Genomic DNA, 19047 nt, shown 5'->3' with positions numbered 1-19047 from the left:
CAGCTTTCGTTCTGACGATCTGCCATAATTCGCAATTGATATTGCTTCACCGAAATTCCGACAGGAATAGTGCACCTGTCACCCTGTTCCGAAAACACGCTCCCATCCGTTCCCCGCTGTGTCACGCCCATGTTCCAACCCGCGTCACTTCAACCCCGCCACAGCGGACGAACAAGACCAGACGGACAAGCGCTGATGTTGCCCCCTGAAGCCTCATCATGATTCCCGGTACGCTTTGAATTTGCCCTTGTCCTTCACCGAAACGCGGCCAGCATCAGCGTCAACGACTATGTTTCTGCAAGAGCAGGCGGCCGCATTCTCGGGCATTGAAGGAACTGAATCGCCACAAATTCCACATTCGTAGAAAATGTCAGGGCCGGCTGGATAGCCACCGAGCGGATTAAGAAATAGATATTTCCTAGACATTTATTGATCCTCTAAATCTAAAATTTGGGGGCGGGCACTACCTGATCGACACGCCGGATATAGCCTTGCTCGACCAAATCTTGAATAGGCATTGGAAGTTCATGCTGAATCCCAAGGCCAGGCTGATTGAACCACGGCGCACTAGGTCCGGTCGGAACATCCGGTATAGGCTTTAGAACCTCGTAAGTGCTGAATGGCTTGGCATCCGAACCCGGAGGAAGCGCTCTCGCTGGGTAAGGCGTGCCTTCCTTCGCAACAAATGTACCTAAGTCTTTGAACTCTCCGGTCGTTTTATCGAAGAATCCGCCGTAGCGATCAAATCGATATCCGACATCCAGCGTCTGAGGCACAGGGTCGCCCAAGAAACCTCTATTGGGGGGCCATACAATCTCATTTGGTGGAGCAACTGATTTAGCAGCATTTACCTCTGCGCTCTCTGCGGCCGCCACCTTATCCGCTGCCTCCAACGTCTCCGCTGTCTCTAATAGATTTCGTGCCGCATTTAATTTGCTGCCTAGGGAGACCATTTTCGGCAAAGCCATTTCGGGCGTAACGATGCTCGTCGCTATTGAGAGTGCGGTGAAAGTAGAAGCTCCGGTGCGTTCTTCCGGCCGGATGGTCTCGTGCTTGAAATGGACGAGATCAGGAACGAACATTCCAATGGGCCCCGCAGAAAACTGCAACCCCTTATTAATAAGAAGTTCACCCATATCCCGCCCATCGTTTCTGGCCTGCTTCCAGAACCCTGACCACTGAGCCGCGCCCGCTGCGGCCTCCCCCGCCCGCGCGCGGTATGCCCAATATGCGGCAGCGTCAGGATTGCCGATAGCTGCGTAATCCGACGAATGCCGCATGGCGTCGTTGTATGTTTCAGCCTCTGCTTTTCTTACCTCGTATCTCGCCGCTGCCGCCTTAAAGTCGTAAGTGTCCGCTCCGTAAGAGATCGACAGTCCAAGCGCGTCAATACGAGAGTCCCGGTTGAACTCGTGGAACTGGCCGCCATCCACGGAAACGACGTACACTCCGGCGCTTCCGTCATCGCGCGCGGCCCACTCGACGGTCACCTGCCTCCCTTCCGCCTTGGCGCCATCATCGAACCTAAAGAGCTGCCCGCCTTTGTCCTCGGCGCCCTCCTGGGGAACCATTTGGTCGCCCTGCTTCACTTGGGGATACGTATCCTGATAGAACGTCCCGTCATCACGGACGGAGCCCGAGTAGCTCCCGCTCAGGATGTGCTGGGCACGCAGCGCCTCCTTATCGAGCGCGCCAAATTTCACAGCACTTAGCCCGTTGTCATTGAGGGCCGCGTCGATCTGTTCCTGAGCTTGCTGTTTTTGAGCGGCTGCCTTGGCAGCGGCGCTTTTCGCGCTCTGTTCGGCCTGACTTTGCTGCATGCCATCGGCGATCATATGACCGATGGTGCTGCCGATGGCGTCTGGCAACATGGTTTTCAAGCTTTTGCCGAAGCTGTCGTGCGTCAGGACAGTCCGTGTAGCTGCGCCTGCCAGCAGTACTGCCGCTCCCGTAAGCACATGGCCGAGATCGCCGGCCGCACCGCCGAGAACGTTGCCATTCTCCCATTCTCCCATCCCCTTCCCTACGGAAGCGGAGACACTCGCGCTAGCGAGTTGGGTCCAGTCGAATTTCTTCTGGACACCGAATGCGATGTTTGTCGATTGCTGGATCGCGCTGCTGGCCGCGCCTTGAGCCCAGGCATCCCAGCCCTGGGTCGCCGTGGTCCAGGGCTTTGCCGCACCGTCCTCAAGTCCGACCTGTCCTTCAATATAGCCCGCGACAAAGGCGGCGCCGAGTTCAGCCCAGTTGAACTTCTTCTGGTTGCCGGCAAGCATCTCGACGCCTTGGCGGGCTGCGTCGGACAGTGCAGAAGAAATTTGCGGCGGCATCCAAGAAGTTGCGGCGCGGACCACGATAGACACGATGGTCGCGATGATGTCGCCGATGACACCACAGCCGCCATGCTTGGGCGCCGGCGGTTGCGGCTGCTGCGGCAGTGTCGGCGTGGTGTTGCCGAGTGCGTCGGCCGAGTTGTACGGCTTGAACACGCTCGACGCATTGTGCAGGTTCGTCACATTGTCGGGGACGATCAGGCTCTGACCGGCCGACAGCGCCGTCCCGGCCGACAGGCCGTTGGCCTGGGCCAGCAGGTACCACAGACTGCTGTCGCCCCAGACATTCTGCGCGATCGACTGTAGCGTGTCGCCCGCCATGACCGTATAGCCGCTGGCCGACTGGGCGACATTGGTCGAATTGTACGCCTGGTAGTTCTCGTCGAAATTGGCGTTGAACGGGACGACCTGCGTCGCGTTGGTGGAATACAGCGCCGAGCCGGCATTGTAGGCGTTGGAGGCGTCTCTTGCCAGCTGTTGCGCGTAGTCGACCTGACTGGCCAGTTGGTCGGTGCCGACATCGCCGACCACATGGCCGTTGAGGTAGAAGAAGGTGCGGTAGGCGCCGGCAATGCCGTTGACCGATTCCTTGCGCGTCAGCACCTGGCCGAAGCTGTCGGTCTGGTACTTCATCACCCGGTGAATGGCGGTGTCGTCGGCCTCGGACTGGTTGCCGTTGACATCGTAGATGTAGCTGGCATTGCCCGCCCCGCTGTTCGGGTCGGAGTTCGAGATAGTGGTTGTCGAGGACTTGGCCTGGTTCCACCAGACATAGTTGTAGGTCGTCGTCGTCGTGGTGCCGGCGGTGATGCTGCCGTTGTTCACCTGGCTCGATTGAGCGGTGGCGGACTGCGTCAGGACTCCGATATCGGTGCCGCCGCTGGTGTAGGTATTGGTGATCGTACTGAAATAGCGAGAGGTCGTACCCAGGGCGTTGACGCTGGTCGTGATATCGCTTTCAGACGTAATCCTGCCGTCGTTCAGGCCGTATGTCATGGCGCGCGTTTCGATCACCGAACCGTCGACGGGGTTGTACTCGGCGTACGATGTCATCCGTCCCAGCACATCGACCGTTCGCGACACGGTAAGGTAGTTGCTGCCGCCTGCTCTCTGGGTATAGACGGTTTGCAGATAGTCGTCCGTGGTATAGGCGTACGTCTCGATATGACCGTCCTGGCCATAGCTCGCACTCATCCGGTCGCCGCGGGCGTTGTAGGTGATGGTGACACCGGTCGATCCGGCCGAGATCACGCCGCCGGACAGCGTACCCATGGTCACGGTGAACCGGTTCATGCTGTCGTACTTGTACCAGTAGTCCTGCAGACCGGTCATGCTCGATCCCGGCGCGTAGGTCGCGACGCCGACGCGGTCGAAGTTCGTGTACTTGGTCTTGATCTCACGGCGGTTGCCGACGGCGTCGTAGGCGTAGGTGATGTCGGCGTTGGGATCGCGGATCTCGGAGACGCGGTTGAGCGCATCGTAGGTGATGTAGGAGTTCTGATAGTCGCCCGGCGTCGATCCGATGCGGTAATAGCCTTCGATCGTCCGATTGCCGTTCTTGTCGTAGGCATAGACCGACTTGATGCCGGTTCCGGTGTCGGTGATGCTGCCAACCTGGCCGCTGGTCGTATAGGTATAAGCAAGGTACTGCCCGGCCGTGCTGGTTTGCAGGGTCAGCTGGCCGTTCAGGTCGTAGCTATAGCTGGTCGTATGACCGCCGAAGTCGGTGCTGGAGACGACCTTGCCGAAATAGTCGGTCGTCGACGCGGACGAATGGCCGAAGGCCGCCGTCGTCGTCGTCCACGATCCGATACCGGCCTGGCCCACCGTCACGCGACCGCCAGCCGTCATGACATTCCAGCTATAGCCGTAGGTCGTGGTCTGCACGTATCCCGTGGCCGACGTACCGCCGAAGATGGCGGATTTGGTCACGCGGCCCAGCACGTCGTAATCGGTCGTTTCGGTTCCCGACTGGACATTGTTCCAGTGCTTGATGCGTTCACCCAGCCCGTCATAACCATAGGAGTCGACCAGCTGCGATCCGCCGCGGATGGCGTGCGCCACCGTGGTCAGCCGGTTGTCCTTGTCGTAGGTATTCGTCGTCTTCGCGCCGGTCGCATCGGTCACGGTCAGGGCATTGCCGAAGACGTCGTAGGTCGTGCTGACGACCCCACCGTCCGGATTATACTGCGCCGTGGCCAGCGAAGCCGTGCCGTCGTAGCCGGTTCCGGCCTGGAGAGTCTGGGTGGTCAGGTAGCCGTTGGCGTCGCGGTGGCCGATCTGGCGCCCCGACTTGTCGTAATAATAGGTATCGACGGGGTTCGCCAAGGCGCCGACGCCGTTCTCGCCGACCACGGTCACCTGGGCGCCGGTTTTTTGCGTCAGGTTGCCCAAAGCATCGTAGGTGAACCCAGTGGTATTGCCATTGGCGTCGGTCTGGCTGGTGATGTCGCCGAAGGCGTTATAGGCCTGGGTGCTGTCACTATAGGCGACCGCGGGTATGGCGCTGTTGGCCAGGGTCCACACGCCGCCGCTTTGCGTGGCGGTGAAGACGGGTACGGTCGCAAAGCTGGTCGAGGTCGGATTGGGCGGGCTGCCGTTGTCGAAGGTCACCGAGCCGGCCTTGGCGTCGACGACTTTGCCCGAAGCGTCGGTCGCCAGGTACTTGACGTCCCAGCTCGTGCTTGCCGTGCCGTTGAACGGAGGCTTTGTCAGATCGATCACGAAGCTGCCGGGGATCGGGGCGTTGTTGGCGTCGACCATCTGGGTGGCCGTAACCGCCGTGTAGCCGCCAGATGACCCCGCGGTCCGCGCGTAGAGCGTAACGGCCGAGGCGTTGGGCACCGAGACCTGCATCGCCTTGCCCATCGGAATCTGGGTCGAGGAACTGCCCGACTTGCCCGGATCGATCGAGACGTAAAACGCCGCCTGCCCGATCACAACGCCGGCCTGCGCCAATTGTATCACCACATAGGCATTGCGTGGCGGCGTATTCGGATTGGAGCCGTTGGCGATCGTGGGCGAGAAGGTATAGCTGGTCGCGCCTGAAGGAATCGCATGGCTTTCCTGCGTGACGGTACCGTCGCCGGTAACCGATACGATAACCGGATAACCGTTCTGAATGGTCGACAGGTCCGAGCTGGTAAAGCTGACGGTGACATTCGGGTCGGTATTCTGGTTCCAGTTCGCGACGGTCCAGCTGGAATCTATCTTCGCAAAACCCTTGCCTCCCACGACCACATTGCCGCCGCTGGCGACGGTGCCGTCGAGATTGGCGCTGACGGGCCGCTTGACATCGGTCAGTTCGTTGCGGCTGTCGTAGAGGCTGTAGGTCGTGGTGATGCCGGACGCTCCGCGCGCCGCGTCAAGGCTGGCGGCATTGCGCAGGTCGGTCGTGCCCTGGCTCTGGACCTGAAGGGTGACATTGCCGTTCTTGTCGTAGCCATAGGCCTTGGTGACACCGTCACCCATGTTGGAGCGCCAGACGCGGCCGGCGGCATCGTAGTCGGCGAATTCCTGCGCCTTGGCGCCGTTGCGGTTAGTGTTGACGCCGCGCTGGACGACTTCGCCATAGGCATCGTACCAGCTGTCGACCGTCTGGGTGAATATCCACTGGCCGCCCGTCAGCGTCGCTTCGCCTTCGAAGATCTGCTGACCAACGCCATCGTAGCCGTACTGCTTGGATTCGGTCACGGTCGTGCCGTCGGACTTGGCGCGCGTATACTGTTCGATCGTCTTTTGACCGTTGGCGTCATAGCCATAGGTGGTGACGAAGCCTGTGGCATCGGTCTTGGTCGCCAGCCGGCCGCCGGCGCCATAGACGAAGGTCGTGGTCTCGGCGCCCGATGTGCCGGAGCCCGCCACCGTCGTCAGGATGTTGCCCAGACCGTCATAGGTATAGGCCGTGGCATTGGCCGCCGCCGGGACATTGGCCGCGGTCGTCACCGTGGCCAGCCGGCCCAGCGCGTCATAACTGTAAGTCGTCTGGTCTCCCGTCGCCTCGGTCTTCGTGGCGACCAATCCAAGGCTGTTATAAGTATAGGTGACCGTGACGTCGCCTGAGGTCGAAGTGACGCTGTTGCCGCTGACCGTGGAATAGGCTGCGGTCTTGCGCGTCTCGGTCAGGCGCTGGCCGTCATGGTCGTAGGTGTACGTCGTGGTGCGGTCGTTGCCGTTGGCGGCCGGGGCGGCCGGCGGATTGCCCCCTGCGGTGAATGGTCCGCTCAGCGCCGTGGCGTACTGGACCTGCTGTGTCGTATTGCCTTCGGCATCGAGCGTCCAGGCGGTCATGAAGCCACCGGCATCGATCTGGGCAACCTTGCGGCCCAGCTTGTCATACCAGGTATAGGTATTGTTGCCATTGGCGTCGGTCTGCCGGATGGCGTTGCCGTTCAGATCGTAGACCGTGCTGGTCGTCAGGTTACCGGTCTGGCTGGCCCAGGCCGAGCCGTTCCACGCACCGGTCTCCACGCCGACAATGCTGGTCGAGGTCTGGCGGTTATCCTTGTCGTAGGTATAGTCCGTCTCGCGATAATTGCTTGCGTTGACCGGCGACGGCGCCGTCGTCCCGGCAATAGCGGACAAGGTAAGAGAATTGACAAGAGTCTTGTGATCCTGCCATTCGGCCAGGTACATGACGACGCCGGCCTTGGTCCAGTTGCCCGCCAGGTTGTTCGTCCAGAATGTTATCTCGTCGCTTGTCGGGTTTCGCCGGAACGCACCCTGATAAGCTGCCGTAATGAAAGCGGTCGTGGTACCATTTACCTGCAGGTTTGCCGCCACGGTTGCATCGCCGATGAACGACGCATAGGTCGCTTCCAGAGCCCCCAATTGCTCACCATCAGGGTCAACCGGATGCCCTTGGGCATCTCTCTGCCAGTTTTGTCCCGCCGGCTGGTCGGCAGCCGCGTTTGCCGCCAGGACGCCCTGCCAGTATGAAACTTCCGAGGCAACGGGAAGCCGTCTCAGGCCGATATCGTACATGCGATAGATTTGCGCGAGGACGCCATTGGAGAAGGTCGGCAGCTGCAACGGATCACTATAGACCTTCTGCGACGTGACGTTTCCGTTCCAGTCATAGGTCCACTGCGTCAGGATACCTTGAGCATTGACTTGCGCCGTCTTACGGTTCTGGACGTCATAGTAGGTCAGGGTGATATTGCCGTCGGCATCCTGGGCCGCGATCTGGTTGCCGCGGCGGTCGTAGGCGAAGGATTGTGTTGGAATTACCGGCGGAAACAAATTCGCGCCGTAATCCGAACCGACGGTGATCGTGTCGCCGCTCTGCTGCACCAGTCGGTTGTCTGCGTCGTAGACATAGTTGGTCGTGCGCTGCTCGGCCCGGCCTTGCGCCTCGACCATCTGGGTGCGGTTGCCGAAAGCGTCGTAGGCATAGGCGGTGGTAGCGGCCGGCGCGACCGCCGTGGCCGCAACGGTCTGCGTCAGCATCTCGCCACGCGCATTGTACGTATAGGTCGTAACCCCGCCTGCCGCGTTGCGCATTGTCAGGCGGTCGCCAAAGGCGTTGTAGGTATAGGTCGTGCCGGCCCCGTTGCCATCGACCGAGGCCAGGACGCGGCCATCGTTGTCGTAGCCGAAGCTTGTCGTGTTATCATTGGCGTTGGTCGTAACGGCCGGCGGGTTGGCGCTGATCCCCGCCCCGCTGACGGCGGTGGCATAGCGCGTGACGACCGTGACCTTGCCGTTGATGTCGTAAGACTTGCCGGTGGCATAGCCCAAGGCGTCGACCGCCAGGATCTGCTGGCCGCGGGCGTCATAGTAGAAATAGCCCGTATTGCCGTTAGGGTCCCTGACCGAAGTCAGGTCGCCAAAGGCGTTGTAGGTATTGGTCGTGACTGCGCCCGTAGGATCGGTTGTCGTCAGCACCCGGCCATCGTTGTCGTAGGTATAGGTGGTGGTGCTGCTGGCCTGGTCATAATTGGTCACGATGCGGCCTTGGGCGTCGTAGACGTGCCAAATGGCCGCAGCGCCCGTGATCATCTGACGCAGCACGCGTCCGTCCGCGTCGTAGAGATAGGTCGTTTCCTGCGCGTCCGAAGTACCATAGGCCACCGTCCTCGAGGTTACCCGGCCCCAGATGTCGTAGATATTGTGCGTCACTATGCCCAGAGGGTCGGTGACGTTTATGACGCGGTTGTCGGCGTCATAGGTATATTGCGTAGTCCTCGGTTGAGTGTTGGTCAGGGTTGCATACTGCGTCATCTGCAGCAGGTTGCCGGCGTTATCGTATTGATAGACGCTCTGGTATCCAAGCGCGTCCTTGCTGGACGTCAGGCGTCCGGCATTGTCATAGGTGGCATAGGTCGTGCGGTTATTGGAATCGTTGGCGATGGCGTTGGAATTGGCGCTCAACCAGTTCCGCATATCGGTGAGCGTCTGCACGCCTTTATTCGTGTTCAGCACCGCGTACTGGACGGTGGTTAGTACATTGCCATCAAGGTCGTATGTATAGGCCGTTACGGCTCCGGTTGGATCGGTAACGAACGTTTTGCGCCCCGCCGCGTCGTAAGCGATGTTAGTCACCAGCGCATTGGTAAGGTCCTGAGCGCCCAGAGGATACCGGATTTCACGCACGACGCGTCCGTCGGCGTCGTAATTATAGCCGGTCATGAAACCAGCCGCATCGGTCGTCGTGACCAGCCGGTTGGCGGCGTCGTAGAGGTTCGAAGTCGTCCTGCTGCCCGTGCCGGCGTTCGCCGTTACCCATGTCTGCATCTGAGACAGAGTCTGGGCATTGGTTGAGCTGTTCAGCGCAGCATACCGGACCGTCTGCGTAACATTGCCGTTGCCGTCGTAGGTATAGGCCGTCACCGCGCCGTTCGGATCGATGACGAAGGCTTTATTGCCGGCCGCATCGTAGGTGTAGCGGGTAACCGACGATCCGGCCGGCGGGGTCGACGGCAGATTCGGGAATACGACGCTGGTCGGATAGACCACCTGCTGCACCAGGCGGTTGTCGGCATCGTAGGCATAGCCCGTGACATAGCCGTCAGGGTCGATCGCATAGACCAGGCGACCGGCCACGTCGTAGCCGGTCCAGTTGGTCAGATCTCCGGCGGCCGCATTAGCGGAGGCCCAGCTCTGCATCTGCGCCAAGGTCTGCACGCCTGTGCTCAGGTTCACCGTGGCGTACCGGACCGTGCGGTTCACCCGGCCGTCATTGTCGTAGGTATAGCCTGTGACGGCTCCTGTCGCATCGATGACGAAGGCCAGGCGGTTGTCGGCGTCATAGGTCGAACGTGTGATATGACCCCCGGGATCGGTGACCTGGACGACATTGCCATCACCGTCGTAGCTGTATTGTGTAATGAGATTGAGGCCACTGGGATCCACGATCGACTGGATCACCCTGTTGGCTTTGTCGTAGACGGATTTGACCACGCGGCCTGCCGGAGACGTCTCCGTGACGGCGCGTCCGGCCTGATCGTACGTCCAACTCGTGGTCAGGTTCAGGCCATTGGCGTCAACGCGCTGGCTCAAGGTATGACCGTCGAGGTCGTAGGTATAGGCCGTCACCATGCCCGTGGGATCGGTGACCGTCAGGGTCTGGCCCTTGCCGTCGAACACCCACGTCGTTGTCAGGTTCAGCCCGTCGCCCGGGTCGACCGTCTGCGAGTACATCCGCCCCGCCGCATCGTAGACATAGCTGGTCGTCCCACCGCGGGCATCGGCCGTCGCGGTCATCATATCGGCTTTGCTGTAGCTATGCGTGACGACGTTGCCTGCACCGTCCGTGGTCTTGATCACGTTTCCATCGGCGTCGTAGTCGAAGGTCGTCGCGACGCCCATTCCGTCGACGATCTTCACCGTCTGGCCATAGGCGTTTTTCGTCGTCGTGGTGACGATGCCGTTGGGATCGGTGACGGTGATCTGGCGGTCGAACAGGTTGAAAGCGTAGTGGGTGACCGCACCCGTCCCGTCCGTCGTGGTCAGTACATGACCAAAGCCGTCATAGCTGTAGCTGGTCGTCAGGTTCAGGCCATCGACCTGGGTGAGCACCCGCCCGGCCCTGTCGTAGGTCGTCTTGGCGATATTGCCCTTCGGATCGGTGACCTGGGTCGTGCGGCCAAACGCGTCGTACTGGTAGCTGGTGGCCAGCGCCAGCCCGCCGACGTCGGCCGTCGAAGTCAGGAGCAAGCCTCGGCGGCTGTAAGTCTTGTTCGTCTGGGTCGCCAGGGCCGTCGTCAGCGCATCGATGCGGCTCGTCACCTCACGGAAGGCGTTGTAAGCATAACCCGTGATATTGCCCAACGCATCGACGGTATCGGCAACCACGCCATTCGTGCTGTAGTCGACATGGCTGTAGCTGTCGGTTGCACTGAGCGTTATGGCGTTGGTTAGGGTAGAGGTGATCTGGCCACCGGTCAGTGTGGCCAGGGTCCCTGCGGCGATCTTGTTGGTGTATGTCGTAACGTCGGTTTCCTCACCGAACGCGTTGTGGGTGTAGCGGGTGACTCCGCCCGTGCCGTCGATCTGATAGGTCAGACGCCCGTCGACATCGTAGTAGAACAAGGTCCGGCGGCTCTCGGCGTCGGTCTGCATAATCAAACGACCCGCAGCGTCGTATGCGTAGCTTATATGGCCGGCAGCCCATACGGCGTCGATCTGCGCCTGAGTAGGATTGCTGCCCAGTGCGGCGATCGCGGCCGCGCCATTGCCCGTCAACTCCGCGCCCTTGCGGCCCAGGCTGTCGTAGCGGATCAGGTCCGTACGCCCGTCGGCGCCACCCGAGGCGGAGCTGGAGCTGGCCACCGCCTGGCTGTAGAGGTTGTACACGGCGTCGTAGCCGTAGGTCGTCGTCTCGACCGCACCGCCCGTCAGGGTCTGGGCCTTGGTCAGGACATGGCCATACTGGTCGTAGGTGTAGCTGGTGATCTCGAGCGTGCCCGACGGCGCCGGCAGGTTCGCATAGATTGGCGGCGTTGCGATCAGGGCCGCCGTGCTGATGACCTGGCCCTTGATGACCGTGCCGGCGTTGCCGGCCGCCGTATAGGAGTCGTAGCGCGTGATATTGCCTTCGCCGTCGATATCGGCGCGCAGCAGGCCGCGACCGTCATAGACCCACCAGTGGTTGATGTCGTTGGCGTTCGTGCCGGCGTCGCTCAGCAGTTGCGCGAACGTGCCGCTGACCCAGTGCGCGCTATTGGTCTGGGTGGCGTAGGCGATGGTCTGCGTCTTGCGCCCCGCCGCATCATAAATGATCTGCGTCAGGTAACCATCGGCGTCGAGCGTGCCGATCACCTGATCGTCGGCATTGTAGAAGGTGCGCGTCGTCCTGTCGGCGTTCGCGTCGGCGCCGGGAAGAATGACCGCTGTCGGCGCCGTCGTCTTGAAGGCGGCGACGGTCGCAGCCGACAAAACGCCGGCATAGGCCGTCGTCGTGATCAGGCGGCCGGCGGCATCGTAGCTATAGGCCGTGACCGCGCCCCAGGCGTCGATCTGTTCGGCCAGGCGGCCGTCGGCGTCGTAGACGCTCCAGCTCCAGCGGTCGCTCGCCGAGGCCGCCGGCGTAATGCTGGGCAATCTTACCGGCGCTGAGCTCGCGCTCTCATTGGCCAGCAGCGTCAATTGCGCTGCGGACACCAGCGTCGCATACTGCGTCGTGCTGACCAACTGGTCGGCGGCATTGTAGGCATAGGTGACAATCGCGCCGTCCGCGGCGACATCGGCGACCTTGCGGTTCAACGTGTCGAAGACATGATAGGTCGACAGGCCCGTCGGGTCGGTCGTCCGGATAAGGTTGCCGACCGAATCATAGGTGTAGGTCGTCGTGGCTGACAGGCCGCTGGCGCTGTCCGTGACGCTGATCAGTTCGCCGGCCTTGTCGTAGGCCGATGTCCTGACCGTGCCGTTGGCCAGGGTCACCGCCGTCTGCAGGCCTGATGCCGTATTGGTATAGACGGTCTGGGTGAGCTTGCCATTATAGTCGGTGGCGCTGAGCGTACGGCCAAGGCCGTCATAGACATAGGTCTCGGTCGCCGACGAACTCGACAGCTTGCGGCTGAGCAGCAGGCCCGCCTGGTCGTAGACATAGGTCGTCGTGCTGGCGGTTGACGAGACACCGTTGCCGCTGCTGTCGGTCTGGCCGTAGGTCGTCACCGTCGCCACCAGCCCACGCGCATCGTAGGTCGTATCGGTGCGCTGCGTCTGGGTCTTGTCGACGCCCGCGGATGAAGCCCAGCTATCCATCGTCGCAGACGATTGGTTTCCAGCTATCAGGTAGAGATTGGCGGTATACTTGATGACACTGGTCTGCAGCCCGTTGCTGGTGTTGTAGATATAGCGTGTCACATCGCCGCGCGGGCTGATCGTATAGACCAGGCGGCTGGCGGAATCGTAGACATAACGCGTCACCAGAGGCGAAGACGAGTTCGCCGCCTCGGTCTTCATCAGCAGCTGGTTGGCGGCGTCATAGGCATAGGTTGTCTGGTTGCCCAACGAATCCGTCATCGACAGGCGATTGCCGTTGGCGTCGTAGGTGTAGAGATACGAGGGCGCTGGCGAACTCGACATCGTCGGGAGCGTTGAGATCGACGGTTGAGCGATGGCGACGTTCATCGGACCGGTACCGCTGGCCGCGCCTTGAACTATCAGGCCTGCATATACAGCCCCTGCGGGTGCTGTACCTGATACGCTTCCGTAATTGGCCGTGGTAATTCCACTGGAACCAAGCACGCCGCCAGGCGTGATTGCGCTGCCGACACCACCTATATAATTTCCATATGCGTCGAACCAGGACAGCACCAATGAGACGGTGCTGGCACCTGAGCTAGCAGCATATACGCTTCCGCTTACCGTCTGCCCCGGGGTTACAGGCATCAGCCCTCCGCCCGTCTGCTGCAAGTTCATCAACCAACCAGCGGCAGGCGTCGATGTTGTTTGACGGCGGTAAGCGTTGGTCCCGCCATCAGTTTCGGTCGTCTGGGTCGTTGATACCGTATTATCCGTGGTCCATAGGCCGCCCCAGTTCTGGGCGATATTCGTAAAAGCCGTGTCTCCTCCCGCGCTTCCGAATGACACTGAAGGCTGTGCAAGACCGACGTTAAGCGGAGCCGTCCCGCTTGCCGTTGCTTGCACCAAAAGTTCCACCGAAGCCGCACCCGGTGGCGGAAGAACCGTGCCGCTTCCATAACTGGCGGCAGTCACCCCGGCGCTACCGAAGGAACCGTTAGTAGCAACCGAACTTACCAACGTGCTGGTGATTAATGTACCGGAAGAAGAATACCAAGCGGCGTAAAGGCCCAAGGCGCTTGCGCCCACACTGCTGACATAGGCGCTAAGGGTTACGGGATGACCTGGTATGACCGCCGTGCGGCCATTAGCGCCCTGGCCAAGATTCATCTGCCAGCCCGTTGGCGGCGTGGTTGTCGTCTGACGGCGGTAAACGTTGACGCCACCGTCGACCTCAGTAGCCTGCGTTGTCGCTACGGAACCAGACGTATTCCACAACTCATTCCAGTTCTGCGCAATATTGGTGAACTGCGAATCACCAGCGCCACCAGAGGTCGCCACTGAAGGCCTGGCAATGGCGACGTTGAGAGGCCCCGTGCCGTTAGCAGTGGCGACGATCGCCAACGATACAAAGGCGGCATTGGCAATCGCATTTACCGATCCACCGGCGAAGTTTGCGGTCGTGAGGCCATTTGCTCCCAGCGTCCCGCCGGGCGCAACCGTGCTGACGCCAGTGCTCCCGATATAGGTTCCAGCACTGTTATACCACATCGCCCGCAGTTCGAGACGGCTGGCCCCGGAACTGGCGGCATAAACACTGAGCTGGACAGCTTGGCCTGGCACGACAGCCATCTGACTCGGGGCCGTTTGGGCCATATTGAACTGGAAGCCCGCAGCCGGCGTGGTCGTAGTCTGGCGCCGATAAACGAAGACGCCACCGTCCATCTCGGTCGTCTGGGTCGTCCCGACTCCTGAGGTTTCTCCCAAATTGCCCCAGTTCTGCGCGATATTGGTAAAGTTGGGATCACCAACAGGACCGCTATAGGTCACGTTACCGTTGGTGTCGTAGATGAACTGCGTGGGGGGCTGGGGCGAAGACGACGGCGGAATCAACTGGATCAACTGATTGTTGCTGTCATAGACCAGGGTCGTGGCATTGCCCTGCTGGTCGGTGACCGTTGTCCGTCCCGTCCCGTAGGTCAGATAGGTCGCGCTGGTGACGCCCGACGCGGTCGTCTGCGTCAGGCTGGCGACGCGGACATTGCTGTCGTAAGTGATCGTCAGGCTGGTGCCGTCGCTCTCGGTGATCGTTCCGATATTGTTGCTGGTGCCAAGATAGGTATAGGTCGTGACATAGGTCTTGCCGTCGCTGACCGAATTGTCGTTGGGGCTAAGGTCGGTCGTCACCGTTGTCAGGCGATTGCTGGTGTCGTAACCGTAGCGCACGCGCGTCTCGGTCTGCAGGCCCGACGCATTGGTATAGCTGGTGACGATCGAGGTCAGCAGCGAGCCCGTATACACAAAGCTGGTATAGTCGCCATTGGCCGTTGTGATCTTCGCCAGCTGCGAACCGCTATAGGTGTAGGTAAGTGTATTGCCAGACGCGTCCGTCGACTGCAGGATCCGGCCCGTCGTGGCCCCCTCGTACACCTCCTTCGCCCGGGTTTTGCCGTCCTGCCAGGTCCACTGGCCCGCTGTCGCATCGTAGGTTATCGTATCGGTTATGCCGCTCTCGACACCCACATAACAAGCGCTTGAGCTGTTGTAGGTATAGACGACGGCCGAACCATCCGCTCCGTAACGCGTAATGGTGCTGGCGGGCTTGTTGTGGAAGCCGGTGAGGTCCGTGACATGGCGCTGGTAGTTCTCCTGCCACGCCGCCGCCTTGCTGTTGTAGGTATTGGTGATGGCGTCGTCGAGGCCAAGGCCGAACAGCATCTCGTCCTGGCTCTGGATGAGAAGGTTACCGTTGGCGGCATTGACGATCACGTCGCTGCCATTCTGACCCAGCTTGGAGGTCCCGATCTCCCCCTGGCTGCCCAGCACCGCCAGCGACGATTTGACCAGACCTTGTCCGCTACCCGTGACGATCGCGACCATTGTAAACCCCTCGACCTGCAGGTCCACCCCGGACCTTTTCGTTCCTCAAGGAGTCAATCGGCCGTTTCGGGATTCCGTTTAGGGCTCAAAAGGCGAAATTTCTGAAAAAATTACATCCCATTGTTGCATAACGACATTTTTTTACATTTTTCAAAATTGGCGGCCGCCCTGCCGCGGCGCCAGTGCGATGACCGCCTGCGCGATCGTGCGGCCGCTCTCGCCCACAGGCGTGTTCAGGGCGATATCGCGGACTCGCTGGGCCGCCTGCATGTCGCCATCGTGCTCAAGCAGCAGAACCTTTGCCAAAGCGCCGGAAAAGCAGCGGCGGTCGAGGCGCAGGGCCGTGTCCGTCCGCCGGCGGGCGCCGTCGATATCGCCGTCCAGAACGTCCAGCACCGCCAGGGCGCCGTGCGATTCCGCGAAAGTATCGTCCAGCGCCAGGGCATGCTCGAAAATGCCGCGCGCCCTTGTCCGGTCGCCGGCCGCAAAATGAGCCCATCCCGAAGCGATCCAGGTGCCGAGATGGCGGCCGAACAGCTCGGCGCTGCGGTCGATACATTCGGTCGCACCGGCAGCGTCGCCGCGCGCCATCAGGACCAGGCCCTTGCCCAGCCAGTTGCGCGGGCTGTCGGCGCGCGCCGCCAGCCCGCGATCGAAATACCCCATGGCTTCGTCCAGACGGTCGTCCTGCAAAACGAGCATCCCAAGGGTCGACAGGCCGTCGGACGTGTCCTGCGCCTTTGCCGCCCAGCCCTGCGCCAGTTCGGGCATCTGAAGATCGATGGCGACCATGGAGAGCGCGCCCAGCAGGTCGGTATCGGCCGGATGGATTTCAAGCGCTTTCGTGCCTTCGGCAAGCGCCTCGTCGAGATCGCCTTGCCGATGCAGGGCCTGCACCTTAAGCGAAGCCGCCGCGGGAATTGCGGCAACCGTGGCGTCGTCCAGAAGACCGGCCGCGCCGGCATGATCCCCGGTTATCGATTTGCACCAGGCCAGGTTGAAGCGCAGCCCCGGATCCTGCGTCTGCCCCGACAACAAGCCCTGGAAAATGTCGGCGGCCGCGTCGAAGCGATCCTGATGCAGGGCCGCCAGGCCTTCGAAATTGCGCATGACGGGCGTGAGGGGCGCAATCGCTTCGTAGCGCCTGATCAGGTCGAGCGCGACGCCGGGCTGGCGAACGTCGAGCGCCGCCGAAACCGCATCGCCAATCAGGCGGAGATTATCCGGATCGCTTTCCAGATAGCCGAGCAGGCGCGCCAGGTGCGGCTGCGAGTGATTCAAGGCCGATATGTCGCCCATATGGATGTACTCCCCCAAAATTTGTGCGCGGCGACGGTACAACCGGCACCTTCCCGCGCGCATCGCTCCAGTGCCCCCGCGAGCATGCGAATATGCGCAACCTATCGCCGCAGCCCTAAGACGGCAAGCCGAACTGCATCATCGCGCCGAACTTGCAAAATGGCATAGGTTCGCTTAACGATAAGACACACAGCGTAGTTTGTGTGCGGGGGGAGTTTCTGTAATGGGTGCCGACGAAGCGACGGGGCTGATGAATCAGCTCTTCTGGTATGCTGCGGTCATATCCGCGCCAGTCTTGATCGCCGTCCTGATCGTCGGCCTGCTGGTCAGCGTCTTTCAGGTCGCCACGCAGTTGCAGGAAATGACCCTCAGCTATGTCCCGAAACTCCTGGCCGCCGCCGTCGTGCTGGTCACGGTGGGACCATGGATGGTTCACAAGGTGGCCGAATTCGCCGTGACCATGATCCGGCTGATTCCGTCGCTGGCCAACTGAGCCTGCGCCATGGCCTCCTTCGATATCGTCAACCGGGTGTGTGCATGCCTGCTGCTGGGGTTGCGGGTGTCGCCCGTCTTCGCCCTGGCACCGCCCTTCTCGCTGGTCAGGACGCCTGTCCTTTTCCGCGTCCTGTTCGGGCTGGGCGTGGCGGCGTGCCTGGTCGCGGTCGACCCGGTCGCGGCACGGATCGACGATCTCAGCGTCGGCAACCTGATCGTGGTGGCCGTGCGTGAACTGGGCCTGGGTCTCGTCTTCGTCACCGCGTTCCAGCTGATGTTCGGCATGCTATACGCCGCCGGCCGCACTGTCGATATCCAGGCGGGTTTCGGCCTGGCCCTCCTTATCGATCCGACCAGCCAGAACCAGATGCCGCTGGTGGGCACGCTGTTCGCCTATGGCGCGGCCGCCGTCTTCTTCGCCATGGGCGGCCATCAGGACCTGCTGCGGCTGATGGACGCCTCGCTGCGCGCCATGCCGCTCGGCGCCGGCTATCTTCAACCCGACGGGCTTGCCCGCATCACCGCCTTCCTGGGCGTCATGTCGGCGACCGCCTTCGGCGTGGCTGGCGGCGCCATCCTCTGTCTTTTCCTGGCTGACGCCGCCATCGCGCTACTGTCGCGCACGGTGCCGCAGATGAACGTTTTGGTGCTGGGTTTCCAGATCAAGACGCTGCTTCTGCTGCTGGTCCTGCCCGCAGCCTTCGGGGCGTCGGGCGCCCTCCTGGCGCGCATGTCGACCCTTACGCTGGAGGCCGTTCGCGGCTTGCTGTGATGGAAGAGCAGTCGGATCAGAACAAGTCGGAGCCACCCACACCGTTCAAGCTCAGCAAGGCACGGGAAAAGGGGTCGGTAGCGCGCGGCCTCGACCTAGGCTTCGCTACCAGCCTGATCGCCTTCGCCGGTTATCTGTGGATGTTCGGCCCGGGCCTTGCCGGGTCCCTGTCCTTGGCTGCCCGAAGGACACTGGTGACCGCCCCGACCCTAGCCGCGGGCCCGAACGAAAGCCTTCAGCTTATCGCCGTGGTTCTGACCACCATCGCCCAGCCCATGCTCTTCCTGTTCGGCACAGTCTTCGTCGTGGTGCTGGTGTTCGAAATCGTCCAGACCGGCTTCGTCTTCTCGCTGGCGCCGCTGAGTCCGGAATTCAGCCGGCTCAGCCCCGCCAACGGCTTCAAGCGTATCTTCTCGGTGCGGCAGCTTGTGGAAACCGGCAAGAACGTCTTCAAGCTGGCCATCTATTCGGCGCTGGCCGTCCTGGTCGTCCTGGATGCCCGCGCGCTGACCGTGCCGGCCATCGCCGATGCCCACGGCCTTGTCGACGCGCTGGCCCGGGCAAGCTTCCGGCTGCTGATCCTGTTCGCCGGCGCCGCGGGACTCGTGGCCATACTGGACCAGCTGATCTCGCGGCGCGATTTCTTCAAGCGCATGCGGATGACGCGCCAGGAAACCCGGCGCGAGGCCCGCGACCGTGAAGGCGATCCTCGCTTCAAGCAGCGCCGCCGCCAGGTCCACCGCGAATACGCCAAGCTGAGCAAAAGCCTGCGCAACGTGCGCAATGCCGACGTCCTGATCACCAACCCTACCCACTATGCGGTCGCGCTCAGCTACGACACGGCGACCATGACCGCGCCCAGGGTGGTTGCCCAGGGCGCCGACCAGATGGCCCTGCGCCTGAAACGCCTGGCCTTCCTCCACGGCGTGGTCACGATCGAAAATCGTGAGCTGGCCAGGACCCTTTATCACCGCTGCGAGATAGACCGGGAAATCCCCGAGACCTGCTTCCGCGCGGTGGCCAATATTTACCGGCGCCTGCGCCGGCAGTCTTCTCTTCAGACGCGTGCATAACGGA

The 19047-nt window shown here is 61.6% G+C and carries 5 protein-coding genes; 3 read left to right on the top strand and 2 right to left on the bottom strand.

The annotated features are described in order from the left end of the window. Positions 1–443: 443 nt before the first annotated feature. Together AB8717_RS20410 and AB8717_RS20405 are read right to left on the bottom strand one after the other, a co-directional pair. Positions 444–15404 (bottom strand): glycohydrolase toxin TNT-related protein, encoded by a 14961-nt coding sequence (locus AB8717_RS20410; RefSeq protein WP_443751362.1) that lies wholly within the window; start codon positions 15402–15404, stop codon positions 444–446. Between the two features lie 150 nt (positions 15405–15554). Further along, positions 15555–16703 carry a tetratricopeptide repeat protein gene (locus AB8717_RS20405; RefSeq protein ID WP_443751361.1) on the bottom strand — a complete coding sequence of 383 codons (1149 nt, stop codon included), beginning with the start codon at positions 16701–16703 and terminating at the stop codon, positions 15555–15557. 223 nt (positions 16704–16926) lie between these two features. Between AB8717_RS20405 and AB8717_RS20400 the strand changes: the two genes are divergently transcribed. Genes AB8717_RS20400 through AB8717_RS20390 form a run of 3 tightly spaced genes read left to right on the top strand, consistent with a single transcriptional unit; the run spans position 16927 to position 19043 of the window. After that, positions 16927–17196: a flagellar biosynthetic protein FliQ gene (locus AB8717_RS20400; RefSeq protein ID WP_443751360.1), complete on the top strand. Its 270-nt coding sequence runs from the start codon at positions 16927–16929 to the stop codon at positions 17194–17196. A gap of 9 nt (positions 17197–17205) precedes the next feature. Beyond that, the gene (locus AB8717_RS20395) at positions 17206–17970 is read left to right on the top strand and encodes a flagellar biosynthetic protein FliR (protein WP_443751359.1); all 765 of its coding nucleotides are present in this window, start codon (positions 17206–17208) and stop codon (positions 17968–17970) included. Beyond that, positions 17970–19043, top strand: coding sequence for an EscU/YscU/HrcU family type III secretion system export apparatus switch protein (locus AB8717_RS20390; protein WP_443751358.1), 1074 nt, complete (start codon positions 17970–17972; stop codon positions 19041–19043). The genes AB8717_RS20395 and AB8717_RS20390 overlap by 1 nt, the downstream gene beginning before the upstream one ends. Positions 19044–19047 lie beyond the last annotated feature (4 nt).

Origin of the sequence: Asticcacaulis solisilvae, from assembly GCF_052327315.1 — a bacterium.
In the GTDB taxonomy this organism is placed as follows: Bacteria; Pseudomonadota; Alphaproteobacteria; order Caulobacterales; family Caulobacteraceae; genus Asticcacaulis; species Asticcacaulis solisilvae_B.
Note: the sequence above shows the minus strand (reverse complement) of the source record. Positions and strands in the feature narration are given on the sequence as shown.